Here is a 17621-nt window from a genome sequence, read left to right as displayed (position 1 = left end):
CCAATGGATAATAGGACAATGAAAATTCTGATCTGTTTATCGCTGCTGTTCACCTCACTTATTTGGTCCCCCCCTTTAATTGCCCGGGAAACCCTGACCTCCTCGGTGGCAGAAAAAAACAGTAATGGGATAGATGCAGAGATCTTAAATGCCATTGCCGAAAAGTTAAAGGTCACGCTTATCATCCGGGAAGATCCCTTTAAAAGAAGGCTTTATCTGATAAAAAATGGCACCATTGATCTTATGGCGGGCCTGCTGAAACGGCCGGAACGGGAGGAATATATCCACTTTGTCCAGCCCCCCTATAAGGAACGGTCAGACACTGTTTTCTTTGTTCCCAAGGGAAGGTCTTCGCTCATTCAGACCTATAAGGATCTCTATTCTTTAAAGATCGGAACCACCCTGGGATCAAAATATTTTCATCAATTTGACGGAGACAACCGATTAAACAAAGAACCGGCCCCCGGAGTAATGACCAATTTCAAAAAACTTTTGCTTGGGCGCCTGGACACGGTAATTTACCCGGAAGGCCGCGGTCTTGATCAAATTCATGCAATGGGATTTGCTGATAAAATAGAGATAGCCCGCTACCGCTTCAGCAAAAAAAAGCAGGTTTATATCGGTATTTCAAAAAAATCCCACCTGATGGGAAAAATTGACAAAATCGAATCTGTGATCCGTCAAATGATTGAACAGGGAGAAATCGAAAAGATTATCATTGCGTATTATACCCAGCGGAACCTGCCGGTTCCGGCCCACTAAATCCACTAAGCCCGAGCAGGCTTCAAACAGATCAGCCCACCTCCATTCCAGTTCTTCAACATTATTTTCAATGCATTGAGTTAGGCACTTGCCTTGATTTCCCCCTTTTAGTCAAAGAGAATCTCTTTTTTTTTTGTTGACAGGGCATTGATTACAGTTTACGTAAACGTTAACTGTAATTAATGTTTCAGGAGAGTCAATGGACAAAGAAAAACAAATCAACCCAAAAGAGGTGGATAAGGAGAGATGGACCATCTCCCAAATCGCGGACCAGCTGGATATCAGCACCCGGACCATCCGGTTTTACGAGGAAAAAGGACTGATCCAGCCCGGCCGGACCACCGGCAACCAGCGGGTGTATACCCCCCGGAACAAGGCAAGGCTCAAGCTGATCCTCCGGGGAAAACGGTTTGGATTCAGCCTGGAAGAAATTTCTGAGATGATCGGCATGGCCAATGCCGACCCGGATGAACTCCAGCAGATTGAAAAAAGTCTCGCGTACGGGGATACCAAATTAAAACAACTCCAGGACAGAAAAAAGGAGTTGGAACTTCTGGAACAAGATATTCTTGCGACCCGGCAAAAACTCATCCACCGCATCACGCAATTGAAACAGCAAACCAACGACCCAGACCAGGAGGGAAAAAAATGACGATCGTAAAACTTGTTGATACCAATGCGCAAAATCACCCGGACAAACTTGCCCTGTGTGACATGGAAACTGAATTCACCTTTCAGCAGGTCAAAGATAAAAGTGAACAGGCAGCGGCCTGCTTCCAGGCCCTGGGGATAAAAAAAGGGGATCCTGTGGCCATCATGGGCCAGAACAGCTTTGATTTTGTCTTTTCTTATTTCGGTGTTTTAAAGGCCGGCGGAATCGTGGTCCCGGTCAACCACAAACTCACGGCCCCTGAGGTGGATTATATCCTCAAAGACAGCCAGACTAGCCTTTTTTTGTTTGACGGCAGCCTCAAAAGCGTTGCCAACTTACTGGAACAAAAAATAGATAAATTAAGCATGGATACCCGGGCAGACAACATCGACTTTATGGGGGATGCCATGGCAAGGTCAGACACCTTTGCGCCGCTGCCCATCGAACCAGATGACCTGGCCCAGATCCTTTATACCAGCGGCACCACCGGTAACCCCAAGGGATGTCTTCACACCCATAAAAGTGTTGTCGCAGCCGGGATCACCGGTGCCAGGGCCATAAACCTTGATGAAAATGACCGGATGCTCATTGCCATGCCCATCTGGCACTCATCTCCCTTAAACAACTGGTTCATGGGTATCACCACCGCGGGCGGCACCGCTGTTATCATCCGGGAATACCATCCCCTGCTTTTTCTGGAGGCCATTGAGAAACGAAGGTGTACAGCCTATTTTGGCGCCCCCATTTCCTATCTCATGCCCCTTAAGGTGATCCCCCATTTTGCAGATTTCGACCTGTCGTCCATGAAGGCATGGATATACGGCGGTGGCCCCATTGCCCCGGAAACGGTAAAAAAGCTGGTCAAAAGCTATGGATCGGACCGGTTTTTTCAGGTATACGGCATGACAGAATCCGGTCCCACAGGAGCTGTTCTCACCCCCGAAGACCATGGAGAACACGCAGGTTCCATCGGCAACAAACCCCTTCCCGGTGCGAAGATGAAGGTGATGAAAGACGATACAACACCGGCCGCCCCCGGGGAAACCGGCGAAATCTGGCTCAAGGCTGACTCCATGATGAAGGCCTACCTGAATAACCCGGAAGCCACCCAGGCGGCATTTATGGACGGCTGGTACAAAACCGGTGACATGGTCAAGATTGATGAGGCCGGATATCTTTTTATCGTGGACCGCATCAAGGACATGATTGTCACGGGCGGAGAAAATGTGTATTCCAAGGAGGTGGAAGACAAGATCATGGAACACCCCGGCATCAGCGAGGTCGCCGTCATCGGAGCCGACCATGCCGACTGGGGGGAGACCGTCCATGCCGTGATTGTCCTGGACAAGGAGACCCAGTTGACCGCCGAGGACTTATCGGTATTTTTGGCCCAGCGCCTGGCCAAATTCAAAATGCCTAGAAACTTTCATTTTATATCTGAACTGCCCCACACCCCCAGTGGGAAGGTGATGAAATACAAACTCAGACAACAATTTAAAAACGAATAAGGACCCCCCATATGTTTGATTATCTTTTAAATGAAGAACAGAAAAAACTCCGGGACGAAACCCGGGATTTTGTAAAATCAATCCCAAGAAAAATGATACTGGACATGGATGCCGATATTATCCAGTTCCCAAAGGAATTTCTCCAGGAAGCTGGAAAACGCAACCTCATGGGATGCCGCTATCCCAAAAAATGGGGCGGCAGGGGAATGGACTGGGTTTCCACCTGCATGGTAATGGAAGAGGTGGGAACGCTGGGGTATATTTTTGCCTGCACCTTTGGCGTGGGGGCGGAACTTGTCTGCGATGCCATTATTCTCCACGGAAATGATGCCCAGAAGGAAAAATATGTCAAACCCCTTTTGGCGGGAGAGATCTTTGCAGCAGAATGCCTGACCGAGCCCCGGGGCGGGTCTGATTTTTTCGGCACCACCACCACGGCCGTGGACCGTGGGGATCATTTTGTGTTAAACGGTCAGAAACGATTCATCGTCGGCGGAGAAGGGGCTGATTATTTTCTGGTCTATGCCAGGACCGATCCGGATGCCAAGCCCCATGAGGGCATCTCCTGCTTTATTGTGGACAAAACCCAGGGCGTTAAAAGCGAATACCTCTACGGCCTTATGGGTTGCCGGGGCGGCGGGGCGGCCCGGATGGTGTTCGAGGATGTACGGGTCCCAAAGGAAAACCTTCTGGGAGAACTGAACCAGGGGGTGAAAATTTTTAAAACAATGATGATCCCCGAACGTCTAGGAACTGCGGCCATGACCATTGGGGCCGCCGCCCCGGCAATTGATGTGGCCACGGGCTACACCTCAAAAAGAAAGGCATTCGGACAGCCCGTGGCCCAGTTCCAGGGCGTCTCCTTCCAGGTGGCAGAAGCTGTCACCCTTCTGGATGCTTCCCGGGCCATGATCTATACGACGGCAAGAGCAGTGGATGAACAAATCAATGACAAACAGATCCGGCGCCTGGTCTCCCAAAGCAAAAAATTTGTAACCGAATCCTGCCAGAAAGCTGCGAACAATGCCATGCAGGTCATGGGCGGTATTGGATACACCAATATCTATCCGGTGGAACGAATCGTAAGAGACTTAAGACTTGCCTCCATCTGGACCGGAACCAACGAGGTCATGTCCGTAATCATTGCCAATGAATGGTACAAACAATACTGGCAGGATAAAAGCCAGGGTAAGATCCGGGATATGGAAGCAGATGCTGCCGAAGCCGAGGCGATTGACGAAAAAATTTTTGAATAACCGAGATCGGAGCATGGTAAGAACAAAACCCACCCCCCCTTAAACTTCAGGGCGGGTGGGTTAACATTCCAGGCTCAGGCGCCTTCTGTCAGCGCTTCAGCTAGTTTTTTTAAATTTCGGGTGGCAAGACAGATATCGGGTCTGTCCAAAATTGCGGATACGACTGCGACACCATCAATGTGACTTCCCTTTAATTTTAAGATATTATTTTCATTAATACCACCAATTGCCACAACAGGGATCCTCACACGTTTTGTGATCTCTTTTAAGGTATCAAAGGAGATACTTTGGGCATCAAGCTTGGTATCCGTGTTGAATACCGCACCTACGCCCAGATAATCTGCCCCGCAATCTTCAGCGGTCAGGGCTTGTTCCACCGTTTCAGCGGACACCCCAAGAATTTTATGTTTACCAATTATTTTTCTCACATCCCGGGCATTCATATCATTTTGTCCAACATGAACACCATCGGCATCAATTTCCATGGCAACATCAATATTATCATTAATGACAAAGGGGATGTGGTATGCATCAGCAATAAGCTTAATTTTTTTTGCCTCTCGTATAAATTCAGTCAAGGCTAATTTTTTTTCTCTTAACTGAATAAAGGTCGCCCCAGATTTAACCGCTTGTTCAACTTGATCAGCCAGAGATTCTTCTTTCAGCCATGCCCTGTCTGTTACAAGATATAAGCACAGGGATTTTTTATTTATCTTCAATTTAAACTCCTTATAAAATCTGCCACAGCCATTTTACACCCAGAAAAATTGTCACGAAAAAAGCCAGGCCGCCTCCGGCATTGAGCAAAAATGTATTCTTATTCTCCTTTGCCCAGTCTCGATCGTTGAGTAATTTCAGGAAGATCCCCACAAAGAGCGGGGTGCCGATAAATGACAGGGCAAGCATTAACATTAAAAGGTTCACGGGTTTCCCGGGAAGAAACGATCCCGGCAGGGCAATGAGGCACCCTGCCAATATGATCATCCTGTAGCGTTTATCCCCCACTTTCAGGTCCCATTTCATCTTATCCCCCAGGACATAGGATGCGGCAATAAAGGTGGGCATTATAGTTGAAAAAACAGCACACCAGATGCCAAGGCAGAAAAATCCATGGGCATATTCGCCCAAAAGCGGCTGAATGGCATCGGCCATTTCAAACAAGTTGGCAACTTTAATGCCTTCGGGGTGGAGCACACTTGCGCCGGTAAGATAAATGGCCGTGCAATATAATCCAAACGCCCCGAGAAGCGATACGGCGGTGTCGGTCAAGGCCAGTTTTAAATCGGTCTTTTTCCATCCCTTTTCATGGACAGTATAGGTCTGCATGGACAGGATGGTGACATGGATGGAACCGCCCATTATGGCGGTCATCATCAGTATCTCAGGCTTGCCAAAGGTCGTAAAATTTGGAACCAGGCCGCCCAAGGCCAACCCCAGGTCCGGCCTGGCGATGAAAAGAGTGGCAATAAAACAGATGACCAAAAGGGATACAACCAGTTTACAGATGGTTTCGATGGTTTTATACCCGCCCCAGGCAACAAGACCATAAAAAACAGCCACAAAAAACACCCCCCAGAACGGCGTGACCATACCGGTTACAAATCCGGTTACAGAAACCAGGATTTTCAATAAAACCACATTACACAGCCAGATAACCAGAAGGGCATCAATGGTAACCAGCCAGGCAAAAGATTTGCCCCACTTTTCTTCAACAATACCCACAATCCCCTTCCCCCCGATAAGGGCTGTCTTGGCCGCCATATACTGGCAGACAAAGGCCAAAACAACACTTAAAACAATTACCCACAAAAAGCTGTATCCATAAGTACCCCCAGCTTTTGCAACACTTAAGGTTGTGCCGGGACCTGCTGCCACCGCACTGATGACCCATGCCGGCCCAAAGGCTGAAATAGCTGTTTTAAGACGGGATTTTTTTCTTTTTTCAATATATTCCATGAGAGATTATTTCACTTTTCCACAATAAAATTGGGTTTAAATTATAATACCAGGACGATTGGATGCCACTTTCAGCCGGGTCTCCAGGGTCTTTTCATCCATATTATACAAAGAATCCAAAAAATGCGCCATGAACGTTCCCGGCCCACTAGCTTTTTGTGCAGCAAGCTCTCCTGCGATACCGGCGATTGAACAAGCGGCAATGGCGGCCTCCCCCCCATTGTCACTGACGGCATAAAAGGCGGCGGTTATGGCAGAAAGAATGCACCCTGTGCCCGTAACGGCACTCATAAGGCTTGAGCCATTCTCAAGGGTGATCCCCCCATTTTTATCAAAGATCATATCCTTAGCTCCGCTGACAATCAAACAGGAAGCAAATTCCAGGATGCTGTCCAGCCCGGATTGCTTGTCCACGGTAAAGTTGGTTTCCCCGTTGGCACGGCCATGCCCCATGAGTATTTTTTTGGCTTCTTTTTGGGCCACATTATTTTCTATGCCCCTTGTGGTGTGATTTTTGTCCACAAGTGCGCATACCTCAGATGCATTGCCCCTTATTATTTTATCCGGGGCAATGGAGAATAATTTTTTTGCAATGCCGGTTCGATAGGCACCTGCACCAGCGCCTACCGGGTCTAAAACAACCGGTTTCCCTGTCTCTTGTGCAAAGAGCATAAGAGATTCCATCACATCAATGCGGTCTTTGACAGGTGTCCCGATGTTAATGCAGAGGCTGTCGGAAAGCTTTGACAGATATGCGGCATCTTCCTGGGCCCAGGACATGGTGGGGGATGCGCCGATTGCCAGCAGGGCATTTGCCGTCTCATTCATTACTACAAAGTTTGTGACAACATGAACCAGCGGCCGCAGCTCACGTATTTTGCAGTACAACTCGTAGATCCTATGGGACAGTCCTTCTATTTCAATCATATACACCCCTGGTAACAAAATTAATCCATATCCTGTCCAAAAACGACAGGCATAAAATTTACAGCACAATTTTGATGCAGGGAAAAACACACAGGGAAGAGATGATTTAAACAATGAAACAAAAAGCTTCCCTTCATCGGTATTATCCGCATCAGGTTCCAAGGGTCAGGATACTCCTTCTCAGCCTTTTCAAGCTCCCCCAGCAAACACAATTTAACGATTCAATATGACCTTTGAAGCGGCAGTTGTCAACTCATTCGTACATGACTTCTGGTTGACGGATCATTAAACCAGTGACCAAAAAAGTTTGACCCCAAGGAGAAGCAATACGCCTCCCAATAGTTTTTTCACGGTTTGGGGATGCATTTTTTTTTGCATTAGTTTTGTCCCAAGGAATCCCCCTGCCCAGGCTGCCAATCCGGCAACAGCTAGGATTTTCCATGAAATCGATCCCATGGCAGCATATGCCACAAAGGCCGAAAAAGAAGAAAAGGGAACGGCAAAGGCCGTGACCATGGCCACTTTCTTGGGATTAAAGCCCTGGAGAATCATGAGAGGAGAAATAACACCGCCTCCGCCCACACCCAAAAGGCCGGAAATAAATCCTGCCAGGACCCCCACCAAAAGCGGGCCTAGAACGGGTCGATCTTCCCGGTACTGGTCCGCATATTTAGAACCCTTAAAAAAAAGCATCATTGATCCTGAGAAAAAAAGAAAACCAATGAAGATTAGAAGCAAAAAGCGGGTGGGCACCAGGTGTCCCACCCAGGCCCCCACAGGTGCCAGGATTATGGAAGACAAAATGATGGGAAGTCCCAACCGGATATCCAGACGCTTTTCCTTGAAATTGGAATAGGTGGCCCCCAGCATGCTCACACAATTGACAAACAGCCCTGTCGGTCGGGCCAGGTTAAAGGGGACCCCCAGCCAGGACAGGGTCGGAATAAGCACCACAGCAGAGCCCACACCACCAAGGGCAAAGAGAAAACTCAGGCCAAAGGAAAAAAATACAATGATAAGCGTAAGAGCGTCCATGTTATCTGTCCAATATTATAAAAAAATATGCCGATCTCTTCGGTCCAGACCCGGCATGGGATTTAAAGTTTGGCCAGGGGACCCTTGGAACCTGTCTCATTCCCCGCTCTTTACCGATGACGACTTGCCATTCATAAACAAAAACCCAAAACACATTATGACCAATGTGACCATGACAAAATGCAAAAACATATCCTTTTGTATGGCACCCCAGATAATAAACAAGGAACCTGCTCCGGCAAGGGCCGGGGCCATCACTCTTCCCATGAAGCCTAAATCATCAAAGTTCTTCATAACCCAGACATAGATAGAAATATAAATGACATATAAAAAAGCGATGGGCAATTCAGAAATATCCATGAAACCACCCCACCACCCGGCAAAATTCCCATACCAGACCCCGAGCCAGAAAGCAGATAGAATAAATCCCAGAAGCGCTGAATTTATGGTGGAGTTTGTTTTTTTATTGACCCGGCTAAAAAAATCAGCCTTCGGCCCAATGCCCCGGGAAGCGATGGAATACATGCCCCGGGCAGACCCCATGACAAGGCCGTTAAGTGTTCCCAGGCAGGAGATGACCACAAATACCGTCAAAAAAGTCCCCCCAAGGTTACCTAAAATGATTTCAAGGACCCTTACCGGTGCATCATCACCGGCTGCAATGACCTGGTCATTGGACAGGATTCCTGAAATGCCCAGATAGTAAAGCATATAAATAATAACAACGGCAAGGGTACCCACAATCAATGCTTTGGGCAATGTTTTTTTGGCATCTTTTAACTCGGCATTGATGGAGGTGGCGATGATCCACCCTTCGTAGGCAAAGGCTGTGGATAGGGTGGCCACGGCCAGGCCGCCACCACTGGAAACCGTTTGGGCTGCATGGGTAAAGCTCTGAAGGGTCTGTCCGTTCATCAGCCCGCAGATACTCCCCACAACGGCCACAATTGCCAGGGGGATCATCTTGATGATGGTGGAGGACACCTGCCAACGGCCGGCCAGTACCGGGGAATAGCAATTCAGGCAGAAAAAAGTGACCAGGTAAACGGCGGCAACTGGCCATACAGCCTGTTCCGCCCCCAGGAGTCCTGCGGTATAGTTGGCAGATACCCAGGCCAATACAGCGACCAGGGTGGGGTAATATACAAAGGTCATAAACCAGGCAACCAGATAGCCTGCTCTCTGGCCATAGGCCGCTTCAAAGTAATCAACAAGTCCGTTGACTTTTTCGATGCGCGTTGCAATCTTGGAAAAGACATAGGCGGTTACCACCATAATACCGCCACCGATAAGCCATGCAAAAAGGGCCGTGGGCAAGCTTCCCCCCGATGCAACCAGAACATCATCCGCCTTAAAGAACACGCCGGATCCAATGACAATGCCGACCACCATGGCGGTGGCCGTCCAAAAACCATATTTTTTCTGAAGATTTTCCACTTCACACTCCATATTAAAAATAATTAACGCACCCTTATAAACGAACAAAACTCCTTGCTGTCGGTTGTATCTCAATCCGACAACAGGAGTTCTATAAATCCCCGGTGCCTTTGACACGCGGGTTGGAAAAATATCACATCAGTTCTGGAGAATCCACCTTTGTTTTATTTTAATTCATTTTAAAATACGACACAATACCGGAACAAAAATTCACAAATAGACGGGTTGCAACCATCCTCACCGGATGTGTCTATTTTTTATTGCTCTGTTTCCAAATCCCCTGGACCTGTGCAGCCTTGATCAGATCATCCCTGAAATCAGGATGGGCCAGGTTAACAATGGCTTCGGCACGTTGCCAGGTCGGAAGACCGTGCATGCGTATCATTCCATATTCTGTGACCAGGTAATCCACCATCTGTCTCGGGATGGTGGTAATGGAACCGGGGGCAAAGGTAGGTACAATACGGGACTTCACAGTGCCCTCTTTGTCCGTAAACGTGGAGGCCAGACAGATGAAACTCTTTCCATTTTTTGACCATTGGGAACCCAGGACAAAGTCCCACATACCGCCGTTGCCTGATATCTGGGTATATCCGCTGCTCTCGGCATTCACCTGGGAATACAGGTCCACCTGAAGTGCATTGTTAATGGAAATAAAGTTGTCGTGGCGGCTGATGACCCGAGGATCATTGATATAAGTGACTGGATAGGAGGCTATTGCTGGGTTGTTGTTCATGAAATCGTACATCCGCTGTGAGCCGATGGCAAATGTATAGGCTACCCGGTTCCGGTCGAATATTTTTCTTGCGCCGTTCATTTTTCCGGATTCAATCATGTCAACGTAGGCATCCACAAACATTTCCGTGTGACCGCCAAGGTCCTTGAGATCACTTTCTGCAATCATTTTTCCTACGGCATCGGGCATACCACCGATACCCAGCTGGATGACGCTGCCATCGGTGATTTTTTCCATGACTCGCCCTGCAATCTGTTTATCTATTTCACTGGGCTGAACAGCCGGGGCATCAAAGGGCACTTGGTCTTCAGGGGCTTCCACGATAAAATCGACCTTTGATATATGAACCGCCTCTTCGGCACCGCCCAAGCAAACCGGCAGGTTCCTATTGACCTCAACAATAACCTTGCGGTTCACTTCCATCTTGGTCAGTGTCTCTGAATTCTGGGGCCCGAGATTGAACCATCCTTTTTCATCCATGGGACAGACCTGGTACATGCCGACATTTCTTGGTTCAGTTTCACCGTCCCGGATCAACCTGGGAAGCAGGTGGTACAGCACAGGCATGTAAAACAGGTTCTGATTTTGAAGGGCAAGGATACGGGTCAGTTTGCTGAACTGCAGATCATTGTATATAAAGGCCTCCGGCTTTGTCGCCACCATGGGAATCGGCGGCAGGGATACGGCACAGAAAACCGACACGTCTTCGAGTTCCCCGGACCGGTCCGCCAGGGCCTGGTCACAGACCCCCGGCTTTCCATTGAAAAAACCATAATCCACATTATCCCCTGACTTTACAATTTTGACAGCTTCTTCAGGGCTCCTGAGCTTTTCTCTGTATTTTTCCTGGTATGACAACACACTTCTCCTTTCAATTCTTTTTTAGAACTCCGTTAAAAAAAAATGTTTCAATCAACCCGACAGTCTCGCTAATCGTTTTCTTTTCTTCATTTTCCAGGCTGCTCATGAAGAAACCGTTAATGGCGCTTCGCAGGCACATCATAGACATTCCCGGAGGCAGGACAGTGAATTCGCCTTTTTCCTGCCCTTTGATTAATGCCTGTTCAACATGTGCTGCACAGGCCCTGTACCGGAATGCAAATTCTTTTGTAAGTCCGAATCCCAAATCCAACCCCACCCCGGCTGTGTCCCTCACGTACATGACCATCTGCCTTGGATAGGCTTCATATACTGCAGCTGCGGCACGGATATACCGCCGGACCATATCGACCTCATTTTCCGCGCCGTTCATGTGTTTTTCTATTTCTTTTTCAAATGCCCGGACTACGATTTCCATCATGGCATGGTAGATTTCTTCTTTTCCGCCGGGAAACAAGCGATAGAGGGTTCCCACACCGAATTCGACGGCTGCGGCAATCTCGGGCACGGTGACGCCTCGATACCCTTTTTTATAAAACGGAACTATGGCACACGAGATGACCTCCTCGCGGTTCCGATCCTTTTCCTGTTTTTTTCTGTCTTCCTTTTTTTTGCCCATATTTATCCTTCCATATGATCAGGAATGGATATTCCATATTTGGAATATCCATTCCTGAAATAGACCTATTTTGCACAAAAAACAAGGTATCTATGGTTATTTTTATCAAAAAAAATCAAAGATAATCATTCAGGTGAGTCACAGAGCCGGCTTGAATGGATGGAAGACGGGAGATATTGTATCGTTTTAGACACCGATTCAAGCTATACCGTGAATAGCTGGCCTGAATCCATGACATCATTTTGAGTTATATTTACTCGTATCGCATCGCCTCTATTGGGTTAAGCGCTGAAGCCTTTTTTGCAGGATAGTAACCGAAGAAAATTCCAACTGCCGCCGTAAATCCAACGCTGATGATGATCATGGAGGGTTCCACAATCACTTGGGTACCCATGGCTTTGCCCAATCCAAAGGCGATACCGATCCCGGTCAAAACGCCGATGATTCCACCTGAAAGACTGAGAATAACCGCTTCGATCAAGAACTGAATCAAGATATCAGAACTCCGGGCACCGATTGCAATGAGAATGCCTATCTCCCGGGTCCTTTCGGTTACCGAAACCAGCATGATATTCATAATACCGATCCCACCGACCAGAAGGGAAACACAGGCGACGGCACTGAGCAGCATGGTAAGGGTGCCGGTAACCTGGGTGGCCATACTGACAATCTCAGCCTGATCCCGTATTTCAAAATCATCATCGTTACCAATTGTTATGCCATGGTTTTCTCTGAGAATGCTGGTGATCTCAGCCTTTGCCTGGTCCATGGCCGATTCTGAAGTGGCACTGGCCATAATGTCATGCACAGTTTCGCCGTCACTCATTCGATAAAGGGCGGTGGTGAATGGAACAAAGACAATATCATCCTGGTCGTTTCCCATTGAAGATTGGCCTTTTTCAGCGAGAACGCCTATGACTTTAAAAGGGATGTTACCGATACGGATACGGGACCCCACAGGATTTTGACCAAAAAAAAGCTCATCCACAATCGTTTGCCCGAGTACCGCAACCTTGGCCTTCACCTTTATATCTCTCCTGCTAAAAAATGATCCCTGGGCTAGCTCATAGTTGCGAATCATGGGATAGGTGGTATCCACACCTTCAATGCTTGAATTCCAGTTGGCGTTACCGGCAATGATTTGGGATGAAACCCGAATGAGTGGCGAGACATATTGGATATTTTGGGCGGATTTAGCGAGAGTTGTAACATCATCCATGGTCAGGCAGCTTTTGGTTCCAGCTCCCCCCCTCACTCCGTGGGTCTTGGTGCTGCCCGGTTTAACCATAATCAGATTGGTTCCAAGGGAACTGATCTCTGATTCAATATCTGCCTGGGACCCTTTTCCCAAGGCAACAAGCGCTATCACAGAAGCCAAGCCGATAATGATTCCTAACATGGTAAGCAGGCTTCTCATTCTGTTCCGGGTTATGTTTCTAAGGGCACTGATAACAAACTTTCTTAATTTCATAATAGGGACCTCCATTTCATGGATATGATATAGTATCAGGATATTTGCATTGACGCATATCGTCGATGTGCAATTTCATAATTATTTATGATACGGCCGTCCCTCATATCGATCACACGTTTGGCATGCTCAGCCACTTCCATTTCATGGGTTACAAGAACAATGGTGATCCCTTCATCATTCAGTTTTTGAAACAGGGAAAGAATCTCCTCTGTCGTTCGGCTGTCCAGATTACCACTGGGTTCATCTGCGAGAATAATGGCAGGATCTGTCACCAAAGCTCTGGCAATGGCAACCCGCTGCTGTTGACCACCTGAAAGCTGGTTGGGTTCGTGGTGGATTCGGTTTGCAAGCCCGACCATATCAAGGGCCTCTTTTGCCTTTTTTCCAGGATTATTTATCTGTTTTCCCCTTCTATAGATGAGTGGCAGCTGCACATTTTCCAGGGCTGTTGTTCTGGGAAGCAAGTTGAACCCTTGAAACACAAAGCCGATTCTTTGATTCCGAATGTCAGCCAATTCATTCTTATCCATTTGACTCACCTTTAATCCCTCCAGAAAATACTCCCCGTGATCGGCCTGATCCAGGCAGCCGATGATGTTCATAAGGGTGGATTTCCCAGATCCGGATGTACCGATTACCGCCAGAAAATCCCCCCTCATAACGGTGAGAGAGATGCCATCCAATGCACGGACGGTTTCACCGCCCAGGTGAAAGGTTTTTTTGATATTCGTAAGTTGTATTGTTTTCATTTTTTCTCCACTTATGGATCATCCATAAGCTCTTTTGATTTAAAACCGCGTCTACCTTCTCGGCCCACCACCGCCTCCAGGGAGCTTTGGAAGAATTTTTGACAAAAAACCGTTGGAACTTTCGGTCTTCTCAATATTTTTTCCGATAATGACCGAGGTCCCGGGAGTCAGGGTTTCACCTTTTATCACCGTAGTTATGCCGTCTGTGATACCTAGGGTAACACAAACTCGTTTGGGGTTGCCCCCATCAAGCACATAGATGCCCGGATCCTCATTATTATTGAGGTTATCGAGCCTGAAATTCAGGGCAGCGTTTGAAACCAACAGCTGGTTTTCCGCCTTTTCCACCACAAAATCTGCTGTAGCGGTCATACCAGGAAGCAGTTTTCCCTCTTTGTTTGGTGCCGCCACAATCACGGTATAGGTCACTACATTGGATGTCTCGGTTGGATTCATCTGTATTTGGGTTACGGTTCCATAAAAGAGATCATCAGGATAGGACTGAACCATGAATGTCACCGCTTGTCCCTTGTTTACCATCCCGATATCCGTTTCATCAACGCTTGCTTCAATCTCCATGCTTGACAAATTTTCTGCAATAATAAACAAAGTTGGGGTACTTAAGCTGGCTGCCACGGTCTGACCCTCTTCGATATTCCGTTCGAGGATGACACCGTTAATGGGGGATCTGATCTGGGCGTTACGAAGATTTATTTTTTCTTTTTTCACAACAGCCTGGGCAGATAGAAGTTCCGCCCGTGTCGTCTCTTTTTCTGTCTCATAGATAAGGATCTCCTGGGAGGAGAGATGTCCCTGCTCGTACAACGGCTTATTTCTTTCATATTCGGCTGTGGCCTGTTTGTAGAGTGCCCGGGCCTTGATAACCGAAGCATCAGCAGCAGCCACTGCTGCATTCAAGGTGTCCAGATCCAGCTCGGCAAGGATTTGCCCTTTTGTCACCCGGTCATTATAATCCACCAATACTTTTTTGATTGTGCCGGACACCTGTGTCCCCACCTCCACGGTTCCAACCGCTGAAAGGGTTCCGGTACAGGAGATCGTATTTTCTATATTGCCCCTTTTGATTTTTTCAATCCGAAATTGGGGTGATTTTGGCGGCCCTTGATATGCGGCCGCTGCCCAATACCTTTGAATGGTAAGAAAAATCAAAAGAACACCACCGGCCATGAGAGCAAGTTTTAAAAATTTCATCCCGATTTTTAATAGTTTCATGACAATTTTCCCTTTAAGATATGTGACAATCCAAGATTTCCTTTGTAAAAAAAGATGGAAATAAGTTTCAGTATTTTATCCATTTTCGCTTCGATCATGTTATTTCGGGCATCCACTTGATCGGAGCGAATCTGTGTTAATTCAGTCAAATTGGCCGCACCCATTTTGTACCGTTGGAAAACCGATTCCAAGGCTTTGTTGGTATAAAACAGTCTGGATTTGGACACCATGATCGATTCACATGCTGTTTGGTAGTCGGCAACTGCCTGACCAAGCTCCACACGGATCTGTTGTTTTAATTTTTCCAGGGTCAGATTTGCCGATTGTTTGTCGATTTTTGCCTGGTTCACCTGGGTCCGGGTCAGATGCCTGTCAAAAATAGGCAGGGAGACCGAGACCCCTATGTAAGAATATAGATTGTCATCGCCGAACTGACCCCCAAAATTTTCACCATCCCGCTTGTCATACAGGCTTCCCATGCCAGCATTAAAATCCACTGACGGGTATTTGCCGGATGCCGCCTCCTTTATCTTTGCTTTTTTTGCAGAAACGCTTTTCTTCAAAGCAAGAAGATCTGGACGGATTTGAAAAGCGGCCTCTATGAGACCATGAGTATCTGTTTCAGGCATCGTTGAAAACATTGTTATTTGGGGTATCTCAATCTCGATATCGCCTGGGACTGAGACGCCAATGGTTTTCATTAGCTGCATTTTACTGATCTTGTAGGTGTTTTCAGCGCTGATCAAATCGAATCTGGCTTTAGCGGTTTCAGCCTGCTGCTGGTAAAGGTCTGTGGCCGGGATTTTACCGGCGTCATGAAAGGCTTTGATCTCTTTTTCCTGCTGGCGGTTGTTTGTCAGATTCTCCCGGGCCACTTCAATTTCCTGGCGTTGTTGTGCCGCATCAATATATGCACTCATGGTATCATAGATCACCTGCTGCTTCTGCCTGATCTGTGTGTGCTCCTCCGAGGACAAATCATAGCCCGCACTTTCAAGAGATGCCTTATCCGCAAATCCGTTGAAAAGATTGAGTTGGGCAAATACTTCTGCTCCCTGGGTATAATAGTCATGGTTTAAGCCTGATTTCCCATAGGCATTGTTCAGGGCCGTATTTGCGATGCCGGTTATTGCGGGTAAATAATCGTTTTTTTCCTTGTCCAGGGTAAACCGTGAGTATTGAACATTGTTTTTTGCAAGTTTCAAATCCTGGTTGTTTTTCAGGGCCAGCTCAACCGCCTCAACCAGACTCATTTTCTGAACTTCAGACGCCACTGCCGCCCCCTGGAAAAAAATATAAAAAAACAAAACAATCATCACCAGGAAAACGATTTGCTTATTCATCATCCATGGAGAAATGGTAGAATTCTGTATCATCTAAATTTTCCCTTCTGTTAAATCCTTCATTATTTTTGTTTTCCTGCTTTCCATTCTTTGGTTTAAATTTTGATCATGATCCCTTTCCATCGTGATTGTGATCTGAATATAACCCATCTTTTTCTCGCTTGCTGTAAAGTTATAGTTAAGCCAGGGTTAAGAATTGTAAATTCTGATCCAGATGGCTTTACGTTTCTTTACATGCAAAATGATCATATTCGTGTATAATTAAAATTTAGATTGTCTAGGCAACCATATAATTGAATTTATTAGATTTTTTTAAGCGTAAATAAAACTATGAACCGTATTCTTGTAATCGATGATGATGAAGAGCTCTGTGAACTGTTAACCGACTACCTGACCCCCGAAGGCTTTAATGTCAAGACAGTTCAGACCCCTGAAGAGGGTCTTTTGCTTGCCCTCAGCCAAGTCCATGATCTGGTGGTTTTAGATGTAATGCTGCCAGGAATGAGCGGGTTTGACACCCTGCGCCATATTCGAGCCAAATCTAAAATCCCAGTCATCATGCTCACAGCAAGAGGGGATGATGTCGATCGGATTGTGGGCCTTGAGATGGGAGCAGACGACTATCTGCCCAAGCCGTTTAATCCCAGAGAGCTTGTGGCAAGGATTCGTGCTGTACAGCGGCGGTTCGAGACAAGAGAAGACTCTGAAAATATTTCCAGGCAAAATCCCTCTCTTGAGATAGGAGATGTTATCCTCAATCCTGGACAAAGGACCGTGTTTCTAAATAAAAAACCAGTTTCGTTCACAGCAGTTGAATTCACACTTCTTCATGAACTCTTGAAAAATGCCGGTAATGTGGTGAATCGCGATTTTCTTTCTGAAACTGTTCTGGGCAGGAAACTGGATATTTTCGACAGGAGTATTGATGTTCATGTGAGCAGTCTCAGAAAAAAGCTGGGTCCCAAATATTATGATATTGAGCGAATCCAAAGTATCCGGGGCGTAGGATATATCTACTCACTGCCGGAAGAAGAGGCATAAGGAGACGCGTACAA

General features: G+C 47.0%; 16 protein-coding genes and 1 riboswitch. Of the genes, 5 read left to right on the top strand and 11 right to left on the bottom strand.

Features of this window, described 5'->3' with window-relative positions:
* Positions 1 to 18 precede the first annotated feature (18 nt).
* The 4 genes from ACZ45G_RS02150 to ACZ45G_RS02135 all read left to right on the top strand — a co-directional run bounded on the left by ACZ45G_RS02150 (position 19) and on the right by ACZ45G_RS02135 (position 4178).
* Positions 19 to 762, top strand: a complete 744-nt coding sequence (locus tag ACZ45G_RS02150) for a substrate-binding periplasmic protein (protein ID WP_464175000.1) — start codon at positions 19 to 21, stop codon at positions 760 to 762.
* 199 nt (positions 763 to 961) lie between these two features.
* Complete coding sequence (locus ACZ45G_RS02145; protein ID WP_464174999.1) at positions 962 to 1414, top strand: MerR family transcriptional regulator; 453 nt, start codon at positions 962 to 964, stop codon at positions 1412 to 1414.
* On the top strand, positions 1411 to 2922 hold the full coding sequence (locus ACZ45G_RS02140) for a class I adenylate-forming enzyme family protein (RefSeq protein WP_464174998.1): 1512 nt from the start codon (positions 1411 to 1413) through the stop codon (positions 2920 to 2922). Before ACZ45G_RS02145 ends, ACZ45G_RS02140 begins: the two co-directional genes overlap by 4 nt.
* An 11-nt stretch (positions 2923 to 2933) precedes the next feature.
* Positions 2934 to 4178: an acyl-CoA dehydrogenase family protein gene (locus ACZ45G_RS02135; RefSeq protein WP_464174997.1), complete on the top strand. Its 1245-nt coding sequence runs from the start codon at positions 2934 to 2936 to the stop codon at positions 4176 to 4178.
* A gap of 74 nt (positions 4179 to 4252) precedes the next feature.
* On the opposite strand, the gene thiE is transcribed toward ACZ45G_RS02135, so the two are convergent.
* The 11 genes from thiE to ACZ45G_RS02080 form a co-directional block, all read right to left on the bottom strand.
* Positions 4253 to 4897 carry a thiamine phosphate synthase gene (gene thiE, locus ACZ45G_RS02130; RefSeq protein WP_464174996.1) on the bottom strand — a complete coding sequence of 215 codons (645 nt, stop codon included), beginning with the start codon at positions 4895 to 4897 and terminating at the stop codon, positions 4253 to 4255.
* A 10-nt stretch (positions 4898 to 4907) separates the two neighbouring features.
* A complete protein-coding gene (locus ACZ45G_RS02125; RefSeq protein ID WP_464174994.1) occupies positions 4908 to 6134 on the bottom strand; it encodes an Nramp family divalent metal transporter in 1227 nt (408 codons plus the stop codon).
* A 36-nt stretch (positions 6135 to 6170) separates the two neighbouring features.
* Positions 6171 to 7061: a hydroxyethylthiazole kinase gene (gene thiM, locus ACZ45G_RS02120; RefSeq protein ID WP_464174993.1), complete on the bottom strand. Its 891-nt coding sequence runs from the start codon at positions 7059 to 7061 to the stop codon at positions 6171 to 6173.
* 111 nt (positions 7062 to 7172) lie between these two features.
* Positions 7173 to 7272: riboswitch (TPP riboswitch) on the bottom strand.
* 74 nt (positions 7273 to 7346) lie between these two features.
* On the bottom strand, positions 7347 to 8096 hold the full coding sequence (locus ACZ45G_RS02115; RefSeq protein ID WP_464174992.1) for a sulfite exporter TauE/SafE family protein: 750 nt from the start codon (positions 8094 to 8096) through the stop codon (positions 7347 to 7349).
* 96 nt (positions 8097 to 8192) lie between these two features.
* Positions 8193 to 9533 (bottom strand): APC family permease, encoded by a 1341-nt coding sequence (locus ACZ45G_RS02110; RefSeq protein ID WP_464174991.1) that lies wholly within the window; start codon positions 9531 to 9533, stop codon positions 8193 to 8195.
* A 250-nt stretch (positions 9534 to 9783) separates the two neighbouring features.
* Positions 9784 to 11130, bottom strand: a complete 1347-nt coding sequence (locus ACZ45G_RS02105) for an acetyl-CoA hydrolase/transferase family protein (protein ID WP_464174990.1) — start codon at positions 11128 to 11130, stop codon at positions 9784 to 9786.
* A gap of 10 nt (positions 11131 to 11140) precedes the next feature.
* On the bottom strand, positions 11141 to 11767 hold the full coding sequence (locus ACZ45G_RS02100; RefSeq protein ID WP_464174989.1) for a TetR/AcrR family transcriptional regulator: 627 nt from the start codon (positions 11765 to 11767) through the stop codon (positions 11141 to 11143).
* 253 nt (positions 11768 to 12020) lie between these two features.
* Positions 12021 to 13238 carry an ABC transporter permease gene (locus ACZ45G_RS02095; RefSeq protein ID WP_464174988.1) on the bottom strand — a complete coding sequence of 406 codons (1218 nt, stop codon included), beginning with the start codon at positions 13236 to 13238 and terminating at the stop codon, positions 12021 to 12023.
* 35 nt (positions 13239 to 13273) lie between these two features.
* On the bottom strand, positions 13274 to 13990 hold the full coding sequence (locus tag ACZ45G_RS02090) for an ABC transporter ATP-binding protein (RefSeq protein ID WP_464174986.1): 717 nt from the start codon (positions 13988 to 13990) through the stop codon (positions 13274 to 13276).
* A gap of 51 nt (positions 13991 to 14041) precedes the next feature.
* Entirely contained in the window at positions 14042 to 15223 is a 1182-nt protein-coding gene (locus ACZ45G_RS02085; protein ID WP_464174985.1) for an efflux RND transporter periplasmic adaptor subunit, read from the bottom strand.
* Entirely contained in the window at positions 15220 to 16599 is a 1380-nt protein-coding gene (locus ACZ45G_RS02080; protein ID WP_464174984.1) for a TolC family protein, read from the bottom strand. The genes ACZ45G_RS02085 and ACZ45G_RS02080 overlap by 4 nt, the downstream gene beginning before the upstream one ends.
* A gap of 297 nt (positions 16600 to 16896) precedes the next feature.
* On the opposite strand from ACZ45G_RS02080, the gene ACZ45G_RS02075 reads away from it, so the two are divergent.
* Positions 16897 to 17607, top strand: a complete 711-nt coding sequence (locus tag ACZ45G_RS02075) for a response regulator transcription factor (RefSeq protein WP_464174983.1) — start codon at positions 16897 to 16899, stop codon at positions 17605 to 17607.
* Positions 17608 to 17621 lie beyond the last annotated feature (14 nt).

The sequence above is a fragment of the Desulfoconvexum algidum genome (genome assembly GCF_055382125.1).
This window is presented reverse-complemented; position numbering and strand designations above follow the sequence as displayed.

What these genes read in the sequence shown, in the direction of transcription:
- ACZ45G_RS02100 (WP_464174989.1), bottom strand. Translation starts at nt 11,767, where the DNA reads ATGGGCAAAAAAAAGGAAGACAGAAAAAAACAGGAAAAGGATCGGAAC.
- ACZ45G_RS02085 (WP_464174985.1), bottom strand. Translation starts at nt 15,223, where the DNA reads ATGAAACTATTAAAAATCGGGATGAAATTTTTAAAACTTGCTCTCATG.
- thiM (WP_464174993.1), bottom strand. Translation starts at nt 7,061, where the DNA reads ATGATTGAAATAGAAGGACTGTCCCATAGGATCTACGAGTTGTACTGC.
- ACZ45G_RS02140 (WP_464174998.1), top strand. Translation starts at nt 1,411, where the DNA reads ATGACGATCGTAAAACTTGTTGATACCAATGCGCAAAATCACCCGGAC.
- ACZ45G_RS02095 (WP_464174988.1), bottom strand. Translation starts at nt 13,238, where the DNA reads ATGAAATTAAGAAAGTTTGTTATCAGTGCCCTTAGAAACATAACCCGG.
- ACZ45G_RS02090 (WP_464174986.1), bottom strand. Translation starts at nt 13,990, where the DNA reads ATGAAAACAATACAACTTACGAATATCAAAAAAACCTTTCACCTGGGC.
- ACZ45G_RS02125 (WP_464174994.1), bottom strand. Translation starts at nt 6,134, where the DNA reads ATGGAATATATTGAAAAAAGAAAAAAATCCCGTCTTAAAACAGCTATT.
- ACZ45G_RS02150 (WP_464175000.1), top strand. Translation starts at nt 19, where the DNA reads ATGAAAATTCTGATCTGTTTATCGCTGCTGTTCACCTCACTTATTTGG.
- ACZ45G_RS02080 (WP_464174984.1), bottom strand. Translation starts at nt 16,599, where the DNA reads ATGATACAGAATTCTACCATTTCTCCATGGATGATGAATAAGCAAATC.
- ACZ45G_RS02145 (WP_464174999.1), top strand. Translation starts at nt 962, where the DNA reads ATGGACAAAGAAAAACAAATCAACCCAAAAGAGGTGGATAAGGAGAGA.
- ACZ45G_RS02135 (WP_464174997.1), top strand. Translation starts at nt 2,934, where the DNA reads ATGTTTGATTATCTTTTAAATGAAGAACAGAAAAAACTCCGGGACGAA.
- ACZ45G_RS02075 (WP_464174983.1), top strand. Translation starts at nt 16,897, where the DNA reads ATGAACCGTATTCTTGTAATCGATGATGATGAAGAGCTCTGTGAACTG.
- ACZ45G_RS02115 (WP_464174992.1), bottom strand. Translation starts at nt 8,096, where the DNA reads ATGGACGCTCTTACGCTTATCATTGTATTTTTTTCCTTTGGCCTGAGT.